This is a genomic window from Aequorivita sp. 609 (assembly GCF_014212065.1).
Lineage (GTDB): Bacteria > Bacteroidota > Bacteroidia > Flavobacteriales > Flavobacteriaceae > Aequorivita > Aequorivita sinensis.
In genome coordinates this window covers 65,169-89,579 of sequence record NZ_JACJVM010000025.1, presented here as the reverse complement: position 1 = coordinate 89,579, position 24,411 = coordinate 65,169, and the positions used below count along the sequence as shown (strand labels likewise).

Here is a 24,411-nt window from a genome sequence, read left to right as displayed (position 1 = left end):
TTGGTTGCTTCACGCACTGACAAATATACTGATTTCATTACGGCATCGTCTGTTGGGAAAGAAAGTTTGTTCTTGGTATACTTTCTTATCTTCCCGTTCAGGTTCTCGATAAGGTTTGTTGTATAGATAATCTTCCTGATCTCCAGAGGAAACTCATAGAACACCGTGAGCTCCTCCCAGTTGTCATGCCAGCTCTTAACGGCATAGGAATACTTATCGTTCCATTTTTGGGCAAAATCCTCCAGGGCCACCTTTGCTGCTTCTTGGTTTGGAGCGTTATAGATATGCTTCATGTCTGCTGTAAAGGCTTTCTTGTCCTTCCATACAACGTACCTACACGCATTGCGGATCTGGTGGACCACGCAGATCTGAGTCTTGGACTCCGGGAACACGTTTTTGATGGTGTCGGTAAAACCGTTAAGATTGTCGGTTGCCGTGATAAGTATATCCTCGGTTCCGCGCGCTCTGATATCGGTGAGGACACTCATCCAGAAAGCGGCCGACTCATTTTTACCGAGCCATAGACCCAGTACTTCCTTTTTACCATCGCGGCGCAGGCCAACAGCGATATAGACAGTCTTGTTGATGACCTTGGAGTTCTCGCGAACCTTGAACACAATGCCGTCCATCCAGACAATCAGATAGACTGGTTCCAGGGGACGGTTCTGCCACGCAATTATATCGCCGGATACTTTTTCGGTGATCCTGGATATGGTCGAGGTGGATACATTAAAGTCATAGACTTGACGTATCTGCTCCTCGATATCGCTGTTGCTCATTCCTTTAGCGTAGAGCGACACAATAACGTTCTCGATGCCATCGACCATACTACCCCGCTTTGGGACTATCATAGGATTGAACGAGGCCTCCCGGTCCCTGGGAACGGCAATTTCGGATTCGCCGAAGGATGTTTTTATTTTCTTCTTGGAGTGTCCGTTGCGAACATTGTTGCCATTGGATTTTTGGTGCTTGTCGTAATCGAGGTGGCCATCGAGCTCACCTTCGAGCATCTTTTCAATCCCACGCTTCTGGATCTGCTTTAAAAAGCCCGTGAGCTCTTCGTGGGTCTTGAACTGCTTCAGAAAATCATCTGAAATTAAATCATCTTTCTTCATAATGTGTAAAATTTAAAGTTAATAAAAAAATAGCGGGGGCCGGCCCCCGCTATTTTTTTAACTTACACACTTTATGAGATAGTCCTAAAAATCCCGCTAAAAGCGGGATTTTTTGTTTATAAGAAGTTTAATGCTTTAGATTTTAGTAACCTTTACAGCGTTCATTCCTCTTTGACCTTTTTCAAGCTCGAATGATACGTTATCATTTTCGGTTATTTCGTCAATAATTCCACTTACGTGAGTAAAGTACTTTTCGTTGTTTTCGTTATCGATAATAAATCCGAATCCTTTCGATGAGTCATAGAAAGAAACCTTTCCCTTTCTTACAGGGTCAAAAGCTTCTCTATCCCCTTCTTCTTTTGGTGGAATTCCAAGGATTATATCTTCTGCTTCAATTTCTGGCTTCATACTAGGATCTGGTGGCGTATCAGTTAAGTTACCGTTATGGTCTACATAAACAAAGTCTATTCCTGGAGTTTTTTCAGCTTTACGAGCTAATTTTTTCTTTTGTTTCTCCTCCTTCTTTTTCTGTTTTGCTTTTTCTTTTTCTTTTTTACTGTACGTCTGTTGCGATTTTGCCGGATCAAGAACAATTGTTGTGTTTATGCAAAAATTGTTGTTAATCTATACAGAAAGAATTCTACGTTTTTCACTCCTCTAAATTGTGCCCTAAATGCTTTTATCTTTGCATTGAATGATTCTGCTGATGCATTTGTACTTCTGTTTATAAAATAGTTTAAGATTGATCTATAATTTAGTGTTATCGTGTTTGCTATAGCATTGAACGCTCTAAAGCCTGTGTTTTCTACATCTTTGTACCAATGGGCCAGTTTTGTATAAGCTGTTTCTATGGATGTTGCCGTGTTGAATATATTTCTAAGCCCTTGGACCAAGTCAAAGGCAATTTTTATATCAGGGTATTGACTGAATAATATCTTACTTCTGTGGCATTGGTTATCAGTCCAGTTAGATGGGGCTTTATATAGTAAGTACCTACTTCTGGCCAATAGTTGCTTTCTTGTATCTCCATTACTATATTGTTTTGGTTCCCATGTTTTGTTTTTTGCTCTTGCCTGTTTTATTTGTTGATTCTCTAGGTCTATAGCATCCCATCGGTGTTTTATCCTGATGTCCTGAAGTGCCTCTAACGCAAGTTTTTGTACGTGAAAACGGTCGGTAACCTGCATTGCTCTTGGGAAGCATTTTTTACATATGGTCTTCATTGAGTTTGCCATATCAAGTGTAATCTCTTTGACTTTTGCTCTTTTCTTAGCTGATATTTTTAAGAGTTGTTCTATGATGGGTTCAACTTTGGTTCCAGCGAAGATGGCAACGATGCTCCCTTTCTTTCCTTTGGCTTTTTTGTTAGTAATTATTGTGTAGAGCTCTCCTTTNGAACACCGTGAGCTCCTCCCAGTTGTCATGCCAGCTCTTAACGGCATAGGAATACTTATCGTTCCATTTTTGGGCAAAATCCTCCAGGGCCACCTTTGCTGCTTCTTGGTTTGGAGCGTTATAGATATGCTTCATGTCTGCTGTAAAGGCTTTCTTGTCCTTCCATACAACGTACCTACACGCATTGCGGATCTGGTGGACCACGCAGATCTGAGTCTTGGACTCCGGGAACACGTTTTTGATGGTGTCGGTAAAACCGTTAAGATTGTCGGTTGCCGTGATAAGTATATCCTCGGTTCCGCGCGCTCTGATATCGGTGAGGACACTCATCCAGAAAGCGGCCGACTCATTTTTACCGAGCCATAGGCCCAGTACTTCCTTTTTACCATCGCGGCGCAGGCCAACAGCGATATAGACAGTCTTGTTGATGACCTTGGAGTTCTCGCGAACCTTGAACACAATGCCGTCCATCCAGACAATCAGATAAACTGGTTCCAGGGGACGGTTCTGCCACGCAATTATATCGCCGGATACTTTTTCGGTGATCCTGGATATGGTCGAGGTGGATACATTAAAGTCATAGACTTCACGTATCTGCTCCTCGATATCGCTGTTGCTCATTCCCTTGGCGTAGAGCGAGACGATGACGTTTTCGATGCCATCGACCATATTGCCTCGTTTGGGGACGATCATTGGATTAAACGAGGCCTCCCTATCCCGGGGAACGGAGATCTCGGATTCACCAAAGGATGTTTTTATTTTTTTCTTGGCGTGTCCGTTGCGAACATTCTCACCGGTGGACTTTTGATGCTTGTCGTAATCAAGGTGGCCATCGAGCTCACCTTCGAGCATCTTTTCAATCCCACGCTTCTGGACCTGCTTTAAAAAGCCCGTGAGCTCTTCGTGGGTCTTGAACTGCTTCAGAAAATCATCTGAAATTAAATCATCTTTCTTCATAATGTGTAAAATTTAAAGTTAATAAAAAAATAGCGGGGGCCGGCCCCCGCTATTTTTTTAACTTACACACTTTATGAGATAGTCCCTAGTTTAATAGATTTCACTATCCTTTAGTTTAAGAAACATCTTAAGTAACCAAGATATTAAAAAAGCTTCCAAGAATTTGGAAGCTTTTTATTTACTGAATTAAACTTGGTTAATTATTCAATTATGAGTTTCACTACTTATCTTTTTTGTTCATTCGCTATACTTAATAAATACAATCCTTTCGATAAGTTTGAGTGATTAAAGGTATAGGTGTAATTATTGCTTGTAGCATCTACAATTTCTATAATGCCTTCTGAAATTACTCTGCCTTGAATGTCAAATAATTGGAACTTTCCGTTATTGTTTGATAGTACGGTACAATGTCCAGAATTTGGATTAGGGTAAACAACAATATTAAAGTTGTTATTTGTAAAATCACCAATACTCATTGTTGCATCTCCATAACGTTTTACAGTAGCTAAACTGTTGTTTCCTTCATCTTGGTAAGCAATATAAGGGTGTCCATTTGGGGAATAAGCTAATGATTGATAGCTAGCAATATTTGTGAAACCTGTTAAACCTATTGAGCTCCATATGCTGCCGTCATATCGCATAACGGTAGTTTTACCACTTTCCACTTCATCTCTAAAACCTATAACTGGATTTCCTTGTAAATCGAGTGCAATACTGTTGCTATAAGTTGCACCACCTCCAATATTATCACCAATATTAGACCAAGATGCTCCATTCCACTTATAAACGTTTAATTTTTTTAAATCTAAATCTACGGTAGCGCCTACGTAAATATTATCGTTTTCGTCTATAGCCAAAGAATGACTAAAGTAAGTTTCATTAGAACTGTCGATATCTGTTCCACCAATTACTTCCCAGCTACTTCCATTAAACCTACTTACATTAGAATATTTAGGTCCATAAGGATCTGAGCCTGTACCGTACAGTACTACTGGTTGGTTGTTGCTGTTAGTAGCTAGTTTAGTCCATACAGCTACTTGACTTGCTGTAAAGTGAGTATCTCCAACGATAACCCAGTTACTGCCGTCCCATTTTTTGCATATCCCTCTAGTATTATTTGTAACGTCCATATAAGACACATAAGGAGTACCATCATTTGCAACGGTTATATCCATATGGTATCCGTTGCCAACTGTGCCACCTACTTGATTCCAATTTGAACCATCGTACTTATAAACTTTTAGTAAACCATTTATAGTAATAATGTATGGAGTGCTATCGGGAGCTAGAGCCATTGCAGCTTGTCCTTGTTCGCCAGTAATTTTATTGCCTAATAATGACCAAGAATCATTTTCGTAAGTGTAAACTGATATTTCATTATTTGAATTTGCAGACATTACATAAGGAACTCCAATACTGTTTATTTCTAAATTTAGATCATATGCAATACCATCGGTAAACCCTTCTTGGCCTACAACATGCCAATCTACTTCACCAGAATCTACTACTTCAACTTCAAAATATTGTTGTTCAGAGGAATTTCCATCCGAAAGCATTAGTGTAACTGGATAAGTTCCTTCTTTAGTTGGTGTTCCTATTAAACTAGCTGTAGTCTCACCTTTTATTGTTAGGGTCATCCAATAGGGAATATCAACAGCAGTAATTGTTAAGTCTAAGTTATCTGGATCGTGGGTTAAAATTTCATAATGATAATTTACACCAACTAATGCACTTGTTTCACCTTCAGATACAAAAAATGATTAAGCATTAATATGGCCTGGAAGATATGCACTTTTACCCGCATTAAGTATTTCACCTGTAGTAGCATTTGTAATATAACCTACTACATGAGTGTATTCTCCATTATATTCTTCAGGTAATGTCCAAGTAATGGTATAAGAGTGTTGTGAACCTGCAGAAATCGTACTAGGTAAACTTCCAGCATCTCCTACATATTCAGTAGCTAAATAACGGGCTACGTGGTCGTAAACCAATTGTCTAGCAGGTACAGGGTCTGGTAAGTTTTCCCAACCACCCATTTCGACAGTGCCACCAGAGTAAGCATTATATTAATCGTAACCGCTACTAGTGCCTGTTATAACATCTTCAACAACCACAGCTCCTAATGTATAGTCCCCTGATAATGCAGTAAAGAAATCGGCAGTAACTGTCATGGATAAATTACACGTGCCAGGGTTAAAAATAGTTTTGACTGAAATGTCAGTTGGGGGAGTGTTGTTAATTTGGTTGATTACTTCAGTTTTCCAATATAATGTGCCAACTCGTAGTGCAACGCGATCAACATTTCCATTCGGTAAACCAGTGATGGTAGTGGCTGCAGCATAATCAGGCATGCTCTTCATTACGTTACCCATTTGTATTGCAACAAAAATAACGACGTGTTCTTAAATCATTTGTTGTTCGAAAACAATTCCGCACGGACACCAATTACACCAAGTACCAGTGCCTTCTTCTATAAGAACTCTTTTTGTTTGTGCTTTAATTTTATCTAACTAATTAAAAATAAAATGAGAAGTAAGTAAAGTTTTATTATAGGATGTATTGTTTTTTAAAATGTATTATTGTTAAAATTGAGTGAATATATTGAATATATATGACAAAAAGCATGAAGTATTTTGATTTTACTTTGATTAATTATTGATTATATAATTATTTTCTTTTTTAATTAATATAGGGTTTTAGTGTTATTTCTTTTGGAAATCAAGGTGAAAACATATGAATTTAGCCTAACCTAATTTGTATTCAATTAATTAGCATATTTGCAAGTTAAAAGGGCGTGATTTGGTTGTTGAATAGATATTGAATAATTAGTTTTGCTCTTTTATTCAGTTATGTAAAAACTTATAATTGTTGAATTAATAATTACAGTTATTTTGAAAGGAATCTAAGTGATTTAAAGTTTGCGGCATTTATTTATCATTTATATTAATACATTTAAAAACTCTATTTTCATATTAGTATCTTGAGAAATAAGTTGTAATTTCGTCCTTAATATTTAAAATCTACAGCTTACTGATTATCAGAATTTTATATTTTATAAGAGCTAATATATTCTATAAAACATAGACCCAATTTCAATAAATCCCAATTATGCGTACTCAATTCTTTATATTTTCGAGTGTTTTGCTTATAATAACTTTTGCATTAGGCTACTACCTAGACCCTTCATGGTATGTGTTTTTTGTAATCGTTTTCTTGTTTACTGCTTTAGGGTATTACGACATACTTCAAACGCGGCATACAATTATGCGAAATTATCCCGTTTTCGGTCGTTTGCGTTATGTACTTGAAGAACTTCGTCCAAAATTGTATCAATACTTTATTGAATCTGACATTGATGGTCGTCCTTTTAATAGAGTAGATCGTTCAACTGTATATCAAAGAGCAAAAGGGGTTAGAGATACTATTCCTTTTGGAACGCAATTAGACCTTTATGCTGAAGGCTACGAATGGATTTGTCATTCAATAGCACCAAAGGCTTTTGATACCTTAAATAACGATCCACGTATCATGATCGGTAATAAGGATTGTACACAACCGTATTCTGCTAGTATTCTAAATATTTCTGCGATGAGTTTTGGAGCGCTAAGTTCCAATGCTGTAGAAGCTTTAAACGCTGGTGCCAAAATTGGAAATTTCGCCCATAATACTGGAGAAGGAGGTTTAAGTCATTATCACTTAAAGCACGGAGGAGATTTAATCTGGCAAATTGGAACAGGTTATTTTGGTTGCCGTACCGAAGATGGTAAGTTTAACCCTGAATTATTCGCAGAAAAAGCTAAACATCCTAATGTTAAGATGATTGAGCTTAAAATTTCTCAAGGAGCAAAACCTGGGCATGGCGGAATCCTTCCTGCAGAGAAAAACTCTGAGGAAATTGCTAAAATTAGACATATTAAACCTCACGTAAAAGTAGTATCTCCACCGTATCACTCTGCATTTAACTCTCCTATGGAAATGGTGAAGTTTATTCAAAAACTAAGAGAACTATCGGGAGGGAAGCCAGTAGGATTTAAATTGTGTATAGGGTATAAAAGTGAATTTATAGCTATATGCCAAGCAATGGTAGAACTAGATTTATATCCTGATTTTATTGCTGTAGATGGAGGAGAAGGTGGAACTGGAGCTGCACCACCAGAATTTAGTAATTATGTAGGTGCACCGTTGTTAGATGGTTTAGATTTCGTTCATAACATCTTAAATGGTATGAATATTCGTAGACATATTAAGGTGATTGCTTCAGGTAAAATTACTTCTGCGTTCCATATTGCTCGTGCTATTGCTTTAGGAGCAGACGGATGTTACCAAGCGAGAGGTATGAAAATGGCTATTGGGTGTATTCAAGCTTTACTTTGTAACACCAATAAATGTCCTGTAGGTATTACTACTCAAGACCCTAAGTTAACAGTAGGTTTGGTTCCAGAAGATAAGAAAACTCGTGTTGCTAATTATCACGAAAAAACAATTAAGAATTTCGTGGAATTATTAGGAGCTACCGGTGTAGATGAAACTAGAAATCTTACACGTACTCATATTTATAGAAGAGTATCATTAAATGAAATGATTACTTACGAAGAGCTATTCCCGTCTATTAAGGAAGGTTCTATGCTAAATGGTGATATTCCTAAAAAATATCAGATGGATTTCGCTTACGCCGATAAAAACCGTTGGGGAATTCACCCATAATCGATAATAAGTTAAAGACAAAAAAGAGTCTGATTCTATAGTAGAATCAGACTCTTTTTTATTTCCTAAATAGGTTCATTATCTTGTCTAATATCGTTGGTTCTTTCTGGTTCTCTGTATCCTCATCTTCATTATCATCACCAAAAGTGTATTCTCTTAAAAAGTCGCTATGAGATTTGCTAGAATCGTATTTTCGTCTCTGCCTATCTATACGGTCCATTTTATCTTGACTATTTGCTGTAATAGTCTCAAATAACGGGAGTAACCTTTCATTAAGGGTATTAATAGGTTCTTTTAGAAAAAAACCTTCGGCACCACTCTTTAATAATTTATCCTTATCTCCTTCGTATTTTAAATTTCCTGTGATAACTACTATTGGAATATTGTCGTTATAATTTTTAGAAATTCTAATTACATCAAATGCATTCATTCCTATAAGTTTAAAGTCGGTGATAACCATATCTGGAATGTATGTTTTTAAAGCATTTATTAAACTTATCTCGCTATCTACAAATCGAATTTCAGGATTTACTGAAATTTTTTTTAAGCTGTCGTTGAAGTAAAAAAGTCAGGTTTGGGGGTTGCTACTATCATAGTTTTCCTTAGTCTGTTTAACTTAATAAAAAAGATTAGACCTTTAATAGAAGAGCTTCTCCAAACACAGTCCGATTTAGAACGTTCAAATAAAAACTTACAACACACTTTAAAAGATTTAAAAATTTCTAATGCCGAAAAGCAAAAGGAAATTAAAGCAAAAGAAAAGGCTATAGAAGAGGCAGATAAATTAAATGAATCTCTTATCGTAAAAAATCAACAATTAGATCATTTTGCCTACGTAGCTTCTCACGACTTGCAAGAACCATTACGTACGGTTTCAAACTACTTAGAAATATTTCAAGAAGATTTCCCGGAACGAGTAAAAGGGGAAGCTGTAATGTATTTTAACTTCATAAATAAGGCAGTAGAACGAATGCGAAACCTTATTAGCGGACTCCTTTCTTTTTCCAGAATTGGTACAAGCGGTCAGATGGAGGAAGTGAACTTAAATGAAACATTAGAAAAAATTAAAGATGATTTCGCTGTAGTAATTGAAGAACGTGGAATTGTAATAGAACACGACCATTTACCAACAATAACAGGGTACAGAATTGAGATAAAACAATTATTTCAAAATCTTATTTCTAATGCTATAAAATTCACCAAACCAGAGGTAAAACCTAACATTAAGATATCTTTCGACGAAACAGATAACTATTTCAATTTTCATATAAAGGATAATGGAATTGGTATTCCTGAGAAAGATTTTACTAAGGTTTTCGATATGTTTAGCAGGCTTAATAGCAATAAAGACTATGAAGGTCAGGGGATAGGATTAGCATTTTGTCAGAAAATAGTCGAACTTCATTTGGGTAACATTTGGGTAAGTTCTACTTTTGGAGTTGGTACCACTGTTCATTTTACTTTAAAAAAATAACTATATGAAAAAATTAAAGAATGTATTGCTTATTGACGATTCGGAAAGTGATAATTTCTATCACGCTCGAAAAATCAAGAAAATGGGGATAAGCGATAATATTCATATATGCTATAGCGGACATGAAGCCTTAGAATATCTAAAAAGTGAACTAGACGGTAAACACCCTCAGCCTACATTGATATTTTTGGATATCAATATGCCAGGAATGAATGGATGGGAGTTTTTGGAAGAATATGAAAAACTTACGGTGTCTCAGCAAGGAGAAGTTGTGCTTACAATGCTAAGTAATTCAATAGACGAAAGAGATAAATCTAGAGCTATGGAATTTAAAAGTGTACATGGTTTTTATAACAAGCCCCTTAATGAAGAATACCTTAAGACTATAATAGATACTTATTTAAAAAAATACCTTACCTAACCCCGGCTTTTCGAGTAGAGGTGTATTGAAATAGCCCTTTTTATTATTAATCTTCTTTAAATACAGCCATAAAAAAGGCCAGCACATAAATAGTTGGTCAATTGGGTGCTGGCCAGAAATCCTATTGGATCTTAATTTATAACTGTTATCCTCGCGTTAACCAGCCTCTTTTGCTAGCTGTAGCGATTGCGTAAGGAGTAATCCAAAATAATGCAAAAGTGTATAATATGCTATATGAATACGCCCAAAAAGACTCTGATATATTGTATCGTTTAGCATAGAACAACATCGGGAAACTTGAAAATATGAGAATTCCGAATAGCGTAGAGCTAAAGAACAATATCGGGTGTGTTACTATAAAGAATAACATAAACAGAATAAATGGATAGCTCATTATAATCTTCAACGATTGACTTATAAATAGTAATCGTATTCCAGATTTTGATTCTTCTCTAAAATTAGTGAAAACATATTTAGACATTTCAATGTTTTCGCGCACATTACTACGTCCCCATCTAATGAACATTTTATATAGTCCCTTATAACTTTCAGGTACGTTGGTATAAGCATAAGCATTACGCTGAAACAACACTTTATTACCTTGTTTCAATATCATATTAGTCATAGCTCTATCTTCGCCTATATCTGATGGTTTTCCCATAAATGTTTGGTTTATCCATTCGGGAAGTACAGCAAAAACAGCACTTCGGCGGTAGGCAGCTAATGCTCCTGGAGTACATAATACTGAGTTAAGACTGCTTTCTGCGGAACGTACAAATTCAAAACTAAGTACGAAACTTACATCGAGCATTTTTGGTAAAAGCGCTTTTTTATTGTTTAATACTCGTATGTTTCCAGCTACGGCACCGCATTTTTCATCCAGAATAAACGGGCTAACCAAATTTCTTAAAGTATCTTCATTTACAACAGAATCACTATCCACAGTTACAAACACATCTCCAGTACCAATGTTGAATCCACGATAAAGCGCGTGACGTTTACCTTTGTTTTTTGGTTGTTGAAATATAGTAACTCTATCTCCTAATTCTTTTTTGGCTTGTTGCATCCAATGCCAAGTATCATCTTTACTCCCGTCGTCAATAGCTAATAATTGTAATTTTTCTGCTGGGTAGTCACTGTTGGCTAAACTTTTTAGTGTTTCCCACACTTGTTTCCCTTCATTGTAAGCAGGAACTATTACTGTACAAGTAGGTAATTCCTCATCACTTACAGATGCTATAGGTTTGTATTTGAAATATCTAATAAGGGTATAAATAAAGAACCCAGCTTTAAAGACTAAAAGAGCAGTGGCCATAACTAAAAATGCATAACCAAGGGTTGAACTCATACGTTCTTCACGAAAATTGGTAAAATCGGTATCTAGATAGAAAAATAAATAGGTAGCAATAAAAATTAATAAGAAAGTACTAGCAAGCACAAATATCCCCCAAGGGTTTGTACGTGATACCGACTTATTTTGGCTAGTGTAATTAGTAGCTACTTGTTGTGTAGATTTATCTAAATGATTTCCTGAAGTGTCTTGTGTGTTGTTGTTCATTTTAAATCCTTAATTGATTTTTATTCGCTTTTAAAAATTGTTTATCAATTCGAGGAAGTGTTTAGCAACTGTTGTGCCGATTGAGGTTTGCTAGGTTTTATTGAGCTTTTGAGGATTTAAAACTACAATAAGTGTATAAATTTTATACAGTTGGTTATACAATTATACAGTTTGGATAGTAAGTAAGGCTAGATTTTGTAGGTTGTTGTTGAGTTTTAATTATGGAGTAATAATTGTTATAATTACAAGTTTAAGAAACTAGTTAAAATCAAAATGTTTCGTAAGTTAGTATTAGTTTGTTCGTTTTTTCATCCATTGAAAAGACGAACAATTCTAATGTTTAAGAGAAAAATAAATTTAAAATAATTACTATGAATACGATTAAAAGCTTGGCGTTAATTACTTTATTAGGTTTGTTTACCGCTTGCGGCGTAACAAAAACAGATTCCGATAGAAACACTAACTCAAATCCGGTTGAAGCTACCAATAGGGGTAGAGCAAATACTGATGTTGCAGTTAAAGGTGATAGATCTAATAAATCTCAACAGCTATCTACAGATACTCCTAACAAAGAATTATCAAGTAAACAGATTGAGGAAGCTGCTAAGGCTAGAAATCAAAAAATGTTTGTAGATCTTGGAATGACGGAGGAGCAAGTAAATAGGTTTAATAGTGAATGGAATAGAACTTTGCAAAATTGGAATAAAAACAATCGAAATAGGGTAATGAATAGCTTTGAGCGCACCGAACTTCAAGACAATATTTTAAGCAAAATATTAAGCGAAACCCAATTTAAAAATTACCGAGTTTGGGCACGTGAAAATGCAGGAAACCGATTAGATTAATTCGGTGGAATTAAGATTTAAATTGGATCTTGTAGCTAATTTTTGAGTATTAGTACCTGATAAGTACGTGGCAATACGTATTGTTTTCATGCGTTAGAAATTGTTACTTTGGTAAAAGCGTATAAGTATATTTTAGTGGGTTGTTGAAATATTAATAATATTTACCCCACAATATTTATATAATAGACTTTCCCGTCAAAATTTAACTTCAGAAATTTCTGATTTAAATATTAAAATCCCCTTGTTGTAACATTTCAACATACTCTGGTTTTAAAAAAGCCGAACTTTTGAGTATGAAATTTTTTAACTTATAAAGTTTGAATATTAATTATGGATACATTTTTTTCAGAAGCTTTAAAAGAAGCAGAAATAGGTATAGCAGAGGGCGGAATCCCTGTTGGAGCTGTTTTGGTGTATAATGGGGAGATTATTGGACGTGGACATAATAAAAGAGTGCAAAAAGATAGTCCCATTATACACGCAGAAATGGATGCCATTGAAAATGCTGGCCGGCAATCTGTTTCAATTTATAAGGAAAGTGTTTTATATACCACTTTATCTCCTTGTCCGATGTGTGCTGGAGCTATTTTACATTATGGTATTCCAAAGGTTGTTATTGGTGAAAACACCAATTATCTAGGTGCGGAGGATATGTTGATAGAAAATGGAGTTTCGGTGATTGTGTTAAACGATAGAAGGTGTAAACAACTAGTAGATTACTTTATTTCTGAAAATCCTGAGCTTTGGAATGAGGATGTTGGAGCGTGATAATGAATTAGTATATTTTATGAATACAAGAGACTAAAGCGTTTAAAAGAATTAAATAACCTTTATTTAAAATTCTATAAAAAAAACCAAGTGATTTTTGTTAATCACTTGGTTTAAAATTTAATCACTATTGTATATCGGTCTTATTCTATAATAATAAACTCCGATCTTCTGTTTTTCTGGTGTTCGGCTTCCGAGCATTTTACACCGTTACTGCAATTATTTATTAATACACTTTCACCAAGTCCCTCAGATTTTAATCGGCTTGATTCTATTCCTTTTGATACAATATAGTCTATCGTAGATGTTGCACGTTTTTGAGACAAGGCTTTGTTATATGCATCATTTCCGCGGCTGTCAGTGTGTGAGCGTATGTTTAATTTTAATTGTGGGTACTCATTAAGAGTAGCGACAATTTTTTCCAATTCTACTTGTGCATCAGGACGAGCGTTAGCCTTGTCAAAATCAAAACAAATCATAGGAATATTAAACACATTAGCTAAATCTGTACCTTATATGATTTGTTCTTTGTTTTTTTGTAATGGGAAACCTACCGATTGTGACTCTAGACCTGGCGTTGAACTCTTTTCATCGGTCTCATAGTTTTGATGACTTGCACGAATAGTATATTTATTAAATTTGTTTATCTCGGTTGAAAAATACCCACTCGCATCGGTTGTTAGCGTAGTACGGGTTACTATCAGAATCTTTAAAGGTAATAGCAGCACTTTCTATAGGCTCTTCAGTTTGTTTGTCGGTAACATTTCCATCAATTGTTGTTTTAATAACATCAATAATGGGTGCGGTTTCTATAAAGGAATAAATGTTGTCATAAACAAAAGTACCTGCGGTGTGTGTTCGGTTTGAACTAACAAAACCTCTTTTCGTGGTTGAATCGACAAATATTAATTTAACAATTACATTGTAGCTAACTTTTAATAAAAAGGAAATAACTAATAAATTTATGTGAAGCTAAGAATTTTTATGAAAGGATTTATAGAGTTTTATGGCTAAATAACGAATGTACATAGCTGTTAATTCATAGAAATAAAATAGTAAAATGCTGCTTAGCTAGAAGAATCCCTAGTAGCCAGTCACAAAATAAAAAGACGAAAATATTAAACCGTTATAGTCTTTCTTGTAGCTCCATAATAATGAATAGAGCTAAGAAAAGTCCAACAGTCCATATTGCTAATAAACCTAATCCCATACGGCAAACTTACTAAATTTATTTAATCGATTTCAACTATTTTCCTGAAAAATTTAAAGAAGAAAAACTTAGCAATAATAGCTTTGTGAAGTAGCTAAGAAATCCAATTTTACAGCAGATTTAAACCCCCTTTTAATCGTCACAACCTAAATATGTTACGTTGTTTCCCTCGCTAGCTTGTTGTGAAAGTACAGGCTCTCCGTCGCTGCAATTAACTACATCGCCATAAAAAACGCCTTCATTTCCAAGAAACTTTCCTCTGCAATTGCAGTTGTCATCAGAACCACAGCCTAATAAAACTGTTGCTGCTAAAAGGAAACCTAATTTCTTAATATTCTTAATTTTAAGCATAAAGCAATTTTTAATTTTCTTAATGGTTGTTGTACATCTGCAAAGATATAGAAAGATTGTTGAGTGTAATTGATTATACTATTTTAGGATATACATTCTCTATTGCTATAATTTTTATGCTAAAACTATTGCACTAAAGAATAACAGCTGCAGTATTAATGCCGCCTTTTAGACTTACTAGTCTATTCTCGAAGTTTTTACTTTTAAGCATCTTGATGGCAAGTTTGCTGCGTACTCCAGATTTGCAAAAGACCAATAAGGGTTTGTTTGCGGCTAACTCGGTATATCTATCTTCCAATTCCTCTAAAGGAATATGAAAACTTTCGATATAAAGTTCCTCTCGTTCCTCTTTGCTTCTTACATCCAATACATTAAAAGTATCTGCCTGTTTCAGATAATCTTGATACGTTATTTCTTCATACCCATCATCTAGACCACAAAACGTTTGATAATCTTGCACTAAAGATGCTATTACAAGGGAAGGATTCTTTTTAAAATGAAATATTTCCTGTTTTAATGTAAGCGCATTAAAAGTTAATAGCTTCCCAGACAGTATATTGCCTAAGCCTAAAATGATCTTTAATACTTCATTTGCTTGTAAGCTTCCAATTATACCTGGTAGAATCCCCAATACTCCTGCTTCTGAACAGTTAGGAACTAGTTCCGGCAAAGGTGGGGTAGGGAATAGGCATCTATATGTGGGTCCGTTATGATAGTTGAAGACAGAAAGCTGTCCTTCAAACTTGTTTATCGCCCCAAATACTACCGTTTTTTCCAAAATTACGGCAGCATCATTTATTAAATATCGAGTAGGGAAATTATCAGTGCCATCTACAATGATATCGTAGTTTTCAAATAAATCAAGGGCATTGTCATTACTTAATTTGGTAATGTAGCTGTTTAGTTGAATAAAAGGATTTAATTTTTTCAATCGGGATACAGCTGCTTCTACTTTATACTTTCCTATATCTTCAATTGTATAAAGAATTTGTCGTTGCAGATTGGTTTGATCCACGCTATCATTATCTACAACTCCTATGATGCCAACCCCTGCCGTGACTAAATATTGCAGCGCCGGACAACTTAAGCCGCCAGCACCAATAACTAAAACCTTTGCTTGTTTCAATTTTAATTGACCTCTTTCTCCAACTTCTTCAAGACTAAGATGTCTACTATATTGAGAGGTTTCTTCTGTGGTTAATTTCATTTTTTACTTTTTAGAATACGATTTATCCCAGTCTTTCCACACTACTTCATAACCTTGAGATTGTATCATAGCTTTAATTTTATTTGTATCTCGTTCATCTGAAATTTCAAACTGTTCTAAGGATTGCCGATCCACAACATACCCACCTGGATTTGTTTTAGATTCCGCGCTCATAGAAGTGATTCCAAGGTTTATGACGTTGTTTCTAAAAGTCTCACTCTCTCTTGTAGACATAGATAATTCCACATCTTCATCTAATAATCTATAAGCACAAATTAACTGTACAAGATCCGCATCGGTCATTTCCACTTTGGGTTGCACTTCTCCCTCGTGAGGTCGTAATCTTGGAAAGGAAATAGAATATTTGGTTTTCCAATAGGTTTGCTGTAGATATTTTAGGTGTAAGGCGGTGTAAAATCTATCCACTCTCCAATCATCCAAACCAAACAAAGCGCCTAAACCGATTTTGTGAATACCAGCTTTTCCCAATCTATCGGGAGTATCTAATCGATAATCGAAATTAGATTTTTTGCCTTTGGGGTGATGGGTTTTGTAGGTAGCGCGATTATAAGTTTCCTGATATACCAATACTGCGTAGAGTCCCTCGTCAATCAAAGTTTCGTATTCATCCTGATTTAGTGGTTGTACTTCTATACTAATATTAGAAAAGTGATCTCGAATTAATTTTATGGCGTTTTTTAAATAAGCCACTCCAACAGTACTATTAGCTTCTCCGGTTACTAGTAAAATATGGTCGTAGCCTAACTGTTTAATATATGCTACTTCCTTAAGGATTTCCTCGTCAGTAAGGGTTTTTCTGGGGATTTTATTAGTTAAGCTGAACCCGCAATAGGTACAGATGTTTTGACACTCGTTAGAGAGATACATCGGGACATACATTTGTATGGTGTTTCCAAATCTCTTTCTTGTTAGCGCTCTACTTCGTTGCGCCAAGTTTTCGATAAAAGGTTTGGCAGCAGGTGAAATTAATACTTGAAAATCCTCTAAGCTTATTTCGTCTTTTAGTAATACCTGCTGAACATCGGTAGCAGTAAAACTATATATTTCCTGCTTTACAGTGTCCCAATTATATTGATTGAATATGTCTTTAAAATTATTCATTTAGAAAAGAAGTTAATGGACTACTTGCCTCTGCATATTGATTAACTGCGGCTAATTTTGCTTGGTATGCCAACCTTCCAGCCTGCACTGCCATCTTAAAAGCGATCCCCATTTGCACTGGGTTCTTAGAAGCTGCAATTGCTGTATTTACCAAAACTGCATCGGCACCTAATTCCATGGCATAAGCTGCATGTGAAGGTGCGCCAATTCCCGCATCTACAATTACAGGGACCTTACTTTGTTCAATAATTATCTTCAGAAAATCTTTAGTTATAAGCCCTTTATTACTACCTATTGGAGCTCCAAGTGGCATGATACATTGCGCCCCAACATCTTCCAATCGTTTACACAATACAGGATCTGCGTGTATATATGGCATTACTATGAAACCTTCTTTCACCAAAATTTCGGTGGCCTTCAGTGTTTCTATGGGGTCGGGTAATAGATATTTTGGATCTGGATGAATCTCTAACTTTATCCAATTGGTTTGTAAAGCTTCTCTAGCCAATTGCGCAGCAAAAACAGCTTCCTTAGCTGTGCGTACTCCCGAGGTGTTGGGTAATAAGTTAATGTGATCTTGCTTCAGATGCATTAAGATATCGTCATATTCACTGTGGAAATCTACCCGTTTTAAAGCCACGGTTACCAATTCGCTTTCTGAAGCTAAAATGGCTTCTTGCATTACTTTGGAACTGCTAAATTTTCCCGTCCCAGTAAATAATCTGGAACGGAAAGTTGTATCTGCTATTTTTAGCGTGTCTGTCATTTTTGTGCTTTGTTAAGTTTTTAATTTCACACCTGATCTACAGGGGTTTTTAATATTTGTTGGAAGGCTTTTATGGTCTTAAAATCCTTTGTAATTGCTCCCGAAACTGCAACTCCATTGATGCCTGTTTTTAATAATTCTGGAATGTCATGTAACGTGATGCCGCCAATGGCAATAATGGGAGTTTCTGAATGCAATTCATTTAAAAGGGATACGTAGCCTTCTAAGCCCAATATCGGACTCAGATTTTTTTTCGTGCTTGTAAACCGGAAGGGACCTAATCCTATATAGTCTACTTTTTTATGCATAAGTTCTTGGCAGTCTTGTAGGTTGTTCGCTGTTCCGCCAATAATTTGCCAATCGTATAAATGCTGTCTCGCTACCCTTGTGCAGGCATCTGTTTTCCCTAAATGCACGCCATCTGCTTGTATAGCTTTCGCGATTTTATAATGGTCGTTTATAATTAATTTTGTTTGGAATTTCTTAGTGATTTCTCTGGCCTTTTCAGCTGTTTTCAACAAAGTGTTTTCATCTTCGTCTTTAAGTCGAAGTTGCACTAATTCAGCTCCATGAGTACAAGCTTTTAGGATGTTCTCTAGTTGTTGTCCTACAGTTTCGCCTTGAGAGATATAGTGTAAATTAGGAATCATTTAATTTCGATTTTGTTGTGTACTCCCAATAAGGAAGGGTGTGAGTTTAAAAATTGTTCGGTATACCGCTTTGCCTTATCAGAGGCAGTTTGTAAATTATGTCCTAAACGAATATTACTAGCCAAAGCCGAAGAAAGCACACAGCCACTTCCGTGTTTTTCAGAAATACTAGCGGTAATAGGAGGGAAGTGATATGTTTGTTGATTTGTTTGATGCAGTTCATCCCAACCTTTTTTGTCAAATTTATGCCCTCCTTTTAAATAGATATTTGTGAATTTCTTCATATACTGAAGCGTTTCTTCATAATCTAAATTTGGATGTAGACTAATTATTTCATTGTAGTTTGGCGTGATAATATAGCAGTGCTTTAAAATTTCATCTAGGTTATTTTGATCTTTTTCGGAATGGAAATCAAACCCTGCACTTGCTTTAAAAATAGGATCTAAAACAACTTTTATAGAAGGGTTTATACTGTGAAGTTTTTCTAAAATACGAAGCAATGACTGCCAAGATTCTACTAATCCAATTTTTACGGTATCGATAGTAAAGCGTTCAAAAAGAATAGCTATTTGCGCTAAAATAATTTCAGTATCCACCCAAATACAATGTTTAAAATCACTATCGTGTTGTATAGTAATTGCTGTGCAAACACTTAGTCCATAAAGTCCGTGCGCTTCAAATGTTTTTATATCTGAAGTATTTCCAGCACCTCCAGTAGGGTCGTGACCTGCAATGCTAAGGATGTATTTATGATTGTTCAAAACTGTCTTTTATTTTTTTAAAGGATTCTACAGGATTATCAGTGTTCCAAACACCTCCTAACACGCCAACGCCACTATACCCGAGGGCTTTCATTTTTTTAATGTTGTCAGCACTAACACCACCTAGTCCAATTACGGTTTTGTCTATACTATTTACATCAAACTTGCGACCGGTATATTCCTTTTTTGATATGGAAGTAAATACAGGACTTAAAAAATGGTAGTCGAAATCTATAGTAAACTTTGAAATATCCTCCGGACTATGAAAAGAGGAACTTATAGTGAAACCGTTAACTTTAAGATTATCAAAATAGCTTGCCGTTTTGTTTCTTAGTAATGTCTTTCTTTTCTGTTCCTGAAAATGAACACCTTTAAGATTAAATTCGCTTGCTAGTTCATGAAATAAATGCACTACAATTCTATTGTGAAATTTTGGATGTATTTCATTCAAATAAGCAATATGTTCCTCGAAATTCTTCTTAGGTTTTCTGAGGTGATAACAGGCTAAACCAGCTTCAAAAAGTTGGTTTAGCGTGTTTGTTTCCGTAGAAATATCTACTTCAGGAGCAATAACAATTACCATAAATTATAAATAGACTTCAGAACCTTTGTTTTTAAACTCTTCCGCTTTTTCTTCCATCCCTTTTTGAATTACTTCGTTATCAACAATATTATTTACAGCAGCGAAATCGCGTACTTCTTGTGAAATCTTCATAGAACAAAATTTTGGACCGCACATAGAGCAGAAGTGAGCCAATTTAGCCCCCGCAGCAGGCAGGGTTTCATCGTGGTATTCCCGAGCGCGCTCCGGATCAAGTCCTAAATTAAACTGATCTTCCCAACGGAATTCAAAACGAGCCATACTCAAAGCATTGTCTCGATGTTGTGCTCCCGGATGCCCCTTGGCTAAATCGGCAGCGTGAGCAGCTAGCTTGTAAGTTATCACTCCTACACGAACATCTTCTTTATTAGGTAAGCCTAAATGTTCTTTTGGAGTTACATAGCAAAGCATGGCACATCCGTACCAAGCTATCATAGCAGCACCAATTCCAGATGTAATATGGTCGTAGCCTGGAGCAATATCGGTAGTTAAAGGGCCTAAAGTGTAAAATGGCGCTTCATCGCAAACTTCTATTTGCTTCTCCATATTTTCCTTAATCATATGCATAGGAACGTGACCAGGACCTTCAATAAAACACTGTACTTCGTGTTTTCGTGCGATTTTTGTCAGTTCGCCTAAGGTTTCTAATTCTGCAAACTGTGCTTCATCATTTGCATCGGCTATAGAACCTGGACGCAATCCATCTCCTAATGAAAATGCTACATCATATTGCTTTAAAATCTCACAAATGTCTTCAAAATGAGTGTATAAGAAGCTCTCCTTATGATGCGCTAAACACCATTTGGCCATAATAGAACCACCGCGAGAAACAATACCAGTTACTCGGTTTGCTGTCATAGGAACATAACGTAGCAGAACCCCTGCGTGGATGGTGAAATAATCTACTCCTTGCTCGGCTTGTTCAATTAAAGTATCTCGGAAAATCTCCCAAGTTAAATCCTCTGCAACTCCGTTTACTTTTTCTAAAGCTTGATAAATAGGAACCGTTCCAACAGGAACAGGGGAGTTGCGAATAATCCATTCGCGGGTTTCGTGTATGTTTTTACCAGTAGATAAATCCATAATGTTGTCTGCACCCCAGCGGCAAGCCCATACTGCTTTTTCAACCTCCTCTTCAATGGAAGAAGTAGTGGCAGAATTCCCAATGTTAGCATTAATCTTTACCAAAAAATTTCTCCCCAAGATCATAGGTTCTGCTTCTGGGTGATTGATATTCGATGGAATTACAGCGCGACCTCTAGCAACTTCATCTCGTACAAATTCCGGAGTGATTTTAGAAGGAATAGCAGCGCCAAAATGCTCGCCTTTATGTTGTTTTCTAATTTCGGTCATTTCGTCAATACGCTGATTTTCACGTATAGCGATATACTCCATTTCTGGTGTAATTATCCCTTGCTTGGCATAATGTAATTGCGTAACATTCTGACCTTTTTTTGCTCGCAAAGGTTTCTTTAAGCTAGAAAAACGCATATGGTCTAAACTTTTGTCGTTTAATCGTTCCCTAGCGTATTCTGATGAAAAATCTTCTAGCTTTTCCACATTGTTTCTGTCTAAAATCCATTGTTCGCGAATTCTTTCAATCCCTTTATGTACGTCAATAGACTTGTTTGGATCTGTGTAAGGTCCGGAAGTATCATAAACAGTAACAGGTTCGTTAGGGGTTATTTTTCCTGTTAGGGAATCTTTTGTGTCACTTAAGGAAATTTCACGCATGGCAACTTTTATCTGTGGATGCAATTTGCCCGGTACGTATATTTTTTTTGAATTTGGAAATGCTTGTCTTGTGATTGTTCCTTGTTTTGGAGCAGTGTCCTTGTTTTTCATATCGAAAAGTTTTGTAGTTGTGTTAGTTTATTAATTGAAGAGATTATCCACCTTGAGTAGCTTGAATAACTAAAACCTCGTCATTGGCAGACAAGCTTGTGGCACTCCATAAATGTTTTGAAATAATGCTATGGTTTACGGCTACCGCAATACCATCTTGAGGTGAATTTATTTTATCTAGCAGTTGTAGGATATTGAAATCGGGGTTGATTTCAATAGCTTTCTCGTTAACCAAAATAGTAATCATCATACAGTATAATTTTAATTATGCTGTAAACGATAAAGGTTTTTGAGAAGGGAATTATTTGAAATGAAAGCACAGGTGAAGACGCTGTACTTTTATAAAAAGTGTATAAATACATCTATTGATTTGGATGATGTATTGCTAACTTTTCCCTTCGCTGGTACTAACCAGATCAGGTTCAAAGGGTCTTTCTCAGTTCTAATTATTTAGAACACCCCTAAAGTTTACACCACAAACTTATCAATAAATTCTTTTTAAAACTAACTAAGCTTGTTTAAAATATTTTAAGATGATGTAGTGTGAAAGGGGACAGATTGTTATAGAATGATTTTTTGTTGGTGGGTTTGGGGATTATTGTGGGATTAGATTATGAAGTGTATCTGTGTTAAAATGTTATGCCTTATTTTATTTGAATTCAAATAATGTCGAAACAAAAGCATTTTTACTACTATAATGTTTCAAAAAATTCGTTAAAACGGAATGTTTTAATAGGGCTCTTAACTTGAATTCTTCTAATTTAATTAAAAAAAGGTTGAAATTATTTTAGGTGTATTACGCTTACTAAAACTGTTTATTGTCAACAAAATAGCTGTTGTTGTAGTATGTATGTAGTATATTAAAATCATTGCTTTACCATATTCCTTTGTAATTTGCACCAAAATAAAATCGTGAAATTTTATCCAAGGCTCGCGAAAAGTTTAATAAATCAATCTAAACTTTAATTACTATAAATTATGAAATACACTCTATCTCTTAGCTTCTTACTTTTACTATTTCTTACGCCTGTATTAGGAAATAGTCAAAACAATTGTTCCCCACATGACCATCCTGCAAATGATATTAGATCTAAAGGTTTCATGGACGCTGGCGGACAAACAATTGCTAACGATTTTCAGCTTTCAGCCAATACTACAAACTTCTCACTAGAACAAATTGAAGCGAATTTATGGACTGAAGATGGCGAAATTGCGTCTATAGATGTGGTGTTTTATAATAATGACAACGGTCATCCAGGTTTGGTTCTTGGAGATACAATTACTAATGTTGTTCCTACTTCACAAATAGTTATAGATCAAGAAGAGGATTTTGACATTAGACGAGTAGTTTTAGATTTACCACAAGCTATAGATTTCACAGGTACAGGTACTGAACCCGTGAAATATTGGATTCAATTAATAGCACATGCGTCTATTCCTGGAAAACGTGTAGGATGGGAAATTAACGGGGTAGAAGTAGAAGGTGAAGGAGTGAATTACTCAAACCCTGCGATAAATTATTGGTTAGTGAATGAAACTTGGGATGGGGTATTTACATTAAATGGTGTTTGTACATTAGCCGAAGGATGTTTAATTCCTGAAAATGTAGCAGCATCCAATATCGAAACAAATCAAGCTACAATAGTTTGGAATGGTTGGCCTGAAGCGGAATCTTACACCGTCGAATATGGTTTTTCTGGGTTCATTCCAGGAACAGGAAACGGTGTTGAAGTTAGTGTTCCTAGTAGTACAACAGAGGTGATCCTTGATAATCTCGAATTAATAACTTCTTACGATGTTTACATAAAGACAGTGTGTAACGAAGGAGAAAGTATTTTTACAATCCCATTTAATTTTACCACAAACGACTATTATTGCCAAGTAGGTAATTTGGATACTATTGAGCCAATTTCAAACGTTGAGTTCGCGGGAATTGTAAATCGTTCTCCTGCAGCTCTTGATGAAGCTCCAGCGCACGAATATTTTTTAGACATCTCAGCTCAAGTAGTACCAGGCGAATCGTATGAAATTATTGTGGAAGGGAATACAGGAGGGAATTATCAAGATGGTGTAAGCTTGTTTATAGATTGGAATCAGGATAACACTTTCAATAACACTACTGAAAGGTATGACATAGGCATCCTTGAAAATAGTAATGGAGAAGATGGAATTCAAATTAGTAAAATTGTGGAAGTTCCAACTAATGCTCTAGCAGGGACTACAAGAATGCGATTAGTTAAAGAGTTTTACGCAAATATGTATCCGATAGATGGATGTACGTGGGTTACTTACGGACAGGTTGAAGATTACGCTATACAAGTAGGTACACTTTCAACAAACAGCATTGAAACCAATTCTTTTTCTATTTACCCTAATCCAGTGTCGGATGTTTTAAATATCACTTCAAAACACCCTATCACAAAAATGGAGATTTATAGTATTTTGGGACAAAAAGTTTTCGAACAAACTATAGATACAACGAGGATAGAGGTTGACGTTAACAAGTTTTCCCCAGGAATGTATTTTGTAAGAATAGAAGCAGAGGGTATTGCAAAAACTCAAAAATTCTTAAAAAAGTAAAATTTAAATACTCCCCAATTCTGATGGCTGTTTCAAGAGTTAACTTTTGAGGCAGTCATCTTTTTTATTTACAAGAAT

At 35.7% G+C, this 24,411-nt stretch carries 24 protein-coding genes, 1 pseudogene and 1 riboswitch; of the genes and pseudogenes, 6 read left to right on the top strand and 19 right to left on the bottom strand.

The window, feature by feature from the left end; translation table 11 throughout:
- The 7 genes and pseudogenes from H4O20_RS08265 to H4O20_RS08235 all read right to left on the bottom strand — a co-directional run.
- Positions 1-1,115, bottom strand: a 1,115-nt coding sequence (locus H4O20_RS08265; protein ID WP_185098917.1) for an IS256 family transposase, incomplete at its 3' end; no start/stop codon positions are given.
- A gap of 135 nt (positions 1,116-1,250) precedes the next feature.
- Entirely contained in the window at positions 1,251-1,709 is a 459-nt protein-coding gene (locus tag H4O20_RS08260; RefSeq protein ID WP_185098923.1) for a cold-shock protein, read from the bottom strand.
- 8 nt (positions 1,710-1,717) lie between these two features.
- A complete protein-coding gene (locus H4O20_RS08255; RefSeq protein WP_185098916.1) occupies positions 1,718-2,539 on the bottom strand; it encodes a transposase in 822 nt (273 codons plus the stop codon).
- Positions 2,511-3,467, bottom strand: a pseudogene (locus H4O20_RS08250) (IS256 family transposase); the annotation flags it as partial. The pseudogene H4O20_RS08250 and the gene H4O20_RS08255, both read right to left, overlap by 29 nt.
- A 224-nt stretch (positions 3,468-3,691) precedes the next feature.
- Positions 3,692-5,104, bottom strand: a complete 1,413-nt coding sequence (locus H4O20_RS08245) for a T9SS type A sorting domain-containing protein (RefSeq protein ID WP_185098915.1) — start codon at positions 5,102-5,104, stop codon at positions 3,692-3,694.
- Positions 5,105-5,227: 123 nt separating this feature from the next.
- Positions 5,228-5,506, bottom strand: coding sequence for a hypothetical protein (locus tag H4O20_RS08240; protein WP_185098914.1), 279 nt, complete (start codon positions 5,504-5,506; stop codon positions 5,228-5,230).
- A gap of 30 nt (positions 5,507-5,536) precedes the next feature.
- Entirely contained in the window at positions 5,537-5,830 is a 294-nt protein-coding gene (locus tag H4O20_RS08235; protein ID WP_185098913.1) for a hypothetical protein, read from the bottom strand.
- 748 nt (positions 5,831-6,578) lie between these two features.
- On the opposite strand from H4O20_RS08235, the gene H4O20_RS08230 reads away from it, so the two are divergent.
- A complete protein-coding gene (locus tag H4O20_RS08230) occupies positions 6,579-8,174 on the top strand; it encodes an FMN-binding glutamate synthase family protein (protein ID WP_185098912.1) in 1,596 nt (531 codons plus the stop codon).
- A 58-nt stretch (positions 8,175-8,232) separates the two neighbouring features.
- On the opposite strand, the gene H4O20_RS08225 is transcribed toward H4O20_RS08230, so the two are convergent.
- Positions 8,233-8,694 (bottom strand): response regulator, encoded by a 462-nt coding sequence (locus H4O20_RS08225; RefSeq protein WP_282032763.1) that lies wholly within the window; start codon positions 8,692-8,694, stop codon positions 8,233-8,235.
- A 54-nt stretch (positions 8,695-8,748) separates the two neighbouring features.
- On the opposite strand from H4O20_RS08225, the gene H4O20_RS08220 reads away from it, so the two are divergent.
- Positions 8,749-9,648 (top strand): ATP-binding protein, encoded by a 900-nt coding sequence (locus H4O20_RS08220; RefSeq protein ID WP_185098911.1) that lies wholly within the window; start codon positions 8,749-8,751, stop codon positions 9,646-9,648.
- A gap of 4 nt (positions 9,649-9,652) precedes the next feature.
- The gene (locus H4O20_RS08215) at positions 9,653-10,069 is read left to right on the top strand and encodes a response regulator (RefSeq protein WP_185098910.1); all 417 of its coding nucleotides are present in this window, start codon (positions 9,653-9,655) and stop codon (positions 10,067-10,069) included.
- 145 nt (positions 10,070-10,214) lie between these two features.
- Here the strand turns inward: H4O20_RS08215 and H4O20_RS08210 are convergent, their stop codons facing one another.
- Positions 10,215-11,627, bottom strand: a complete 1,413-nt coding sequence (locus H4O20_RS08210) for a glycosyltransferase family 2 protein (protein ID WP_185098909.1) — start codon at positions 11,625-11,627, stop codon at positions 10,215-10,217.
- Between the two features lie 371 nt (positions 11,628-11,998).
- Here H4O20_RS08210 and H4O20_RS08205 point away from each other — a divergent pair, with 371 nt between their 5' ends.
- Positions 11,999-12,472 carry a hypothetical protein gene (locus H4O20_RS08205; protein ID WP_185098908.1) on the top strand — a complete coding sequence of 158 codons (474 nt, stop codon included), beginning with the start codon at positions 11,999-12,001 and terminating at the stop codon, positions 12,470-12,472.
- Positions 12,473-12,802: 330 nt separating this feature from the next.
- Positions 12,803-13,240 carry a nucleoside deaminase gene (locus H4O20_RS08200; protein ID WP_139856340.1) on the top strand — a complete coding sequence of 146 codons (438 nt, stop codon included), beginning with the start codon at positions 12,803-12,805 and terminating at the stop codon, positions 13,238-13,240.
- A 143-nt stretch (positions 13,241-13,383) separates the two neighbouring features.
- On the opposite strand, the gene H4O20_RS14985 is transcribed toward H4O20_RS08200, so the two are convergent.
- The 10 genes from H4O20_RS14985 to thiS all read right to left on the bottom strand — a co-directional run bounded on the left by H4O20_RS14985 (position 13,384) and on the right by thiS (position 22,003).
- Positions 13,384-13,734: an OmpA family protein gene (locus H4O20_RS14985; protein ID WP_282032759.1), complete on the bottom strand. Its 351-nt coding sequence runs from the start codon at positions 13,732-13,734 to the stop codon at positions 13,384-13,386.
- A gap of 848 nt (positions 13,735-14,582) precedes the next feature.
- Positions 14,583-14,801 carry a hypothetical protein gene (locus H4O20_RS08190; RefSeq protein ID WP_185098907.1) on the bottom strand — a complete coding sequence of 73 codons (219 nt, stop codon included), beginning with the start codon at positions 14,799-14,801 and terminating at the stop codon, positions 14,583-14,585.
- 133 nt (positions 14,802-14,934) lie between these two features.
- Positions 14,935-16,008 (bottom strand): ThiF family adenylyltransferase, encoded by a 1,074-nt coding sequence (locus tag H4O20_RS08185; RefSeq protein ID WP_185098906.1) that lies wholly within the window; start codon positions 16,006-16,008, stop codon positions 14,935-14,937.
- 3 nt (positions 16,009-16,011) lie between these two features.
- Positions 16,012-17,130 carry a 2-iminoacetate synthase ThiH gene (gene thiH, locus H4O20_RS08180; RefSeq protein ID WP_185098905.1) on the bottom strand — a complete coding sequence of 373 codons (1,119 nt, stop codon included), beginning with the start codon at positions 17,128-17,130 and terminating at the stop codon, positions 16,012-16,014.
- A complete protein-coding gene (locus tag H4O20_RS08175) occupies positions 17,123-17,896 on the bottom strand; it encodes a thiazole synthase (protein WP_185098904.1) in 774 nt (257 codons plus the stop codon). Before H4O20_RS08175 ends, thiH begins: the two co-directional genes overlap by 8 nt.
- Positions 17,897-17,922: 26 nt before the next feature.
- Positions 17,923-18,546: a thiamine phosphate synthase gene (gene thiE, locus H4O20_RS08170; RefSeq protein WP_185098903.1), complete on the bottom strand. Its 624-nt coding sequence runs from the start codon at positions 18,544-18,546 to the stop codon at positions 17,923-17,925.
- Positions 18,543-19,307, bottom strand: coding sequence for a hydroxymethylpyrimidine/phosphomethylpyrimidine kinase (locus H4O20_RS08165; RefSeq protein ID WP_185098902.1), 765 nt, complete (start codon positions 19,305-19,307; stop codon positions 18,543-18,545). Before H4O20_RS08165 ends, thiE begins: the two co-directional genes overlap by 4 nt.
- Positions 19,294-19,890 carry a thiamine phosphate synthase gene (locus H4O20_RS08160; RefSeq protein ID WP_185098901.1) on the bottom strand — a complete coding sequence of 199 codons (597 nt, stop codon included), beginning with the start codon at positions 19,888-19,890 and terminating at the stop codon, positions 19,294-19,296. Before H4O20_RS08160 ends, H4O20_RS08165 begins: the two co-directional genes overlap by 14 nt.
- 3 nt (positions 19,891-19,893) lie before the next feature.
- Positions 19,894-21,753: a phosphomethylpyrimidine synthase ThiC gene (gene thiC, locus H4O20_RS08155; protein ID WP_185098900.1), complete on the bottom strand. Its 1,860-nt coding sequence runs from the start codon at positions 21,751-21,753 to the stop codon at positions 19,894-19,896.
- Positions 21,754-21,796: 43 nt separating this feature from the next.
- Positions 21,797-22,003, bottom strand: coding sequence for a sulfur carrier protein ThiS (thiS, locus tag H4O20_RS08150; RefSeq protein WP_221442784.1), 207 nt, complete (start codon positions 22,001-22,003; stop codon positions 21,797-21,799).
- A 126-nt stretch (positions 22,004-22,129) separates the two neighbouring features.
- A riboswitch (TPP riboswitch) is annotated at positions 22,130-22,226 on the bottom strand.
- Positions 22,227-22,731: 505 nt separating this feature from the next.
- On the opposite strand from thiS, the gene H4O20_RS08145 reads away from it, so the two are divergent.
- A complete protein-coding gene (locus H4O20_RS08145) occupies positions 22,732-24,333 on the top strand; it encodes a T9SS type A sorting domain-containing protein (RefSeq protein WP_185098899.1) in 1,602 nt (533 codons plus the stop codon).
- Positions 24,334-24,411 lie beyond the last annotated feature (78 nt).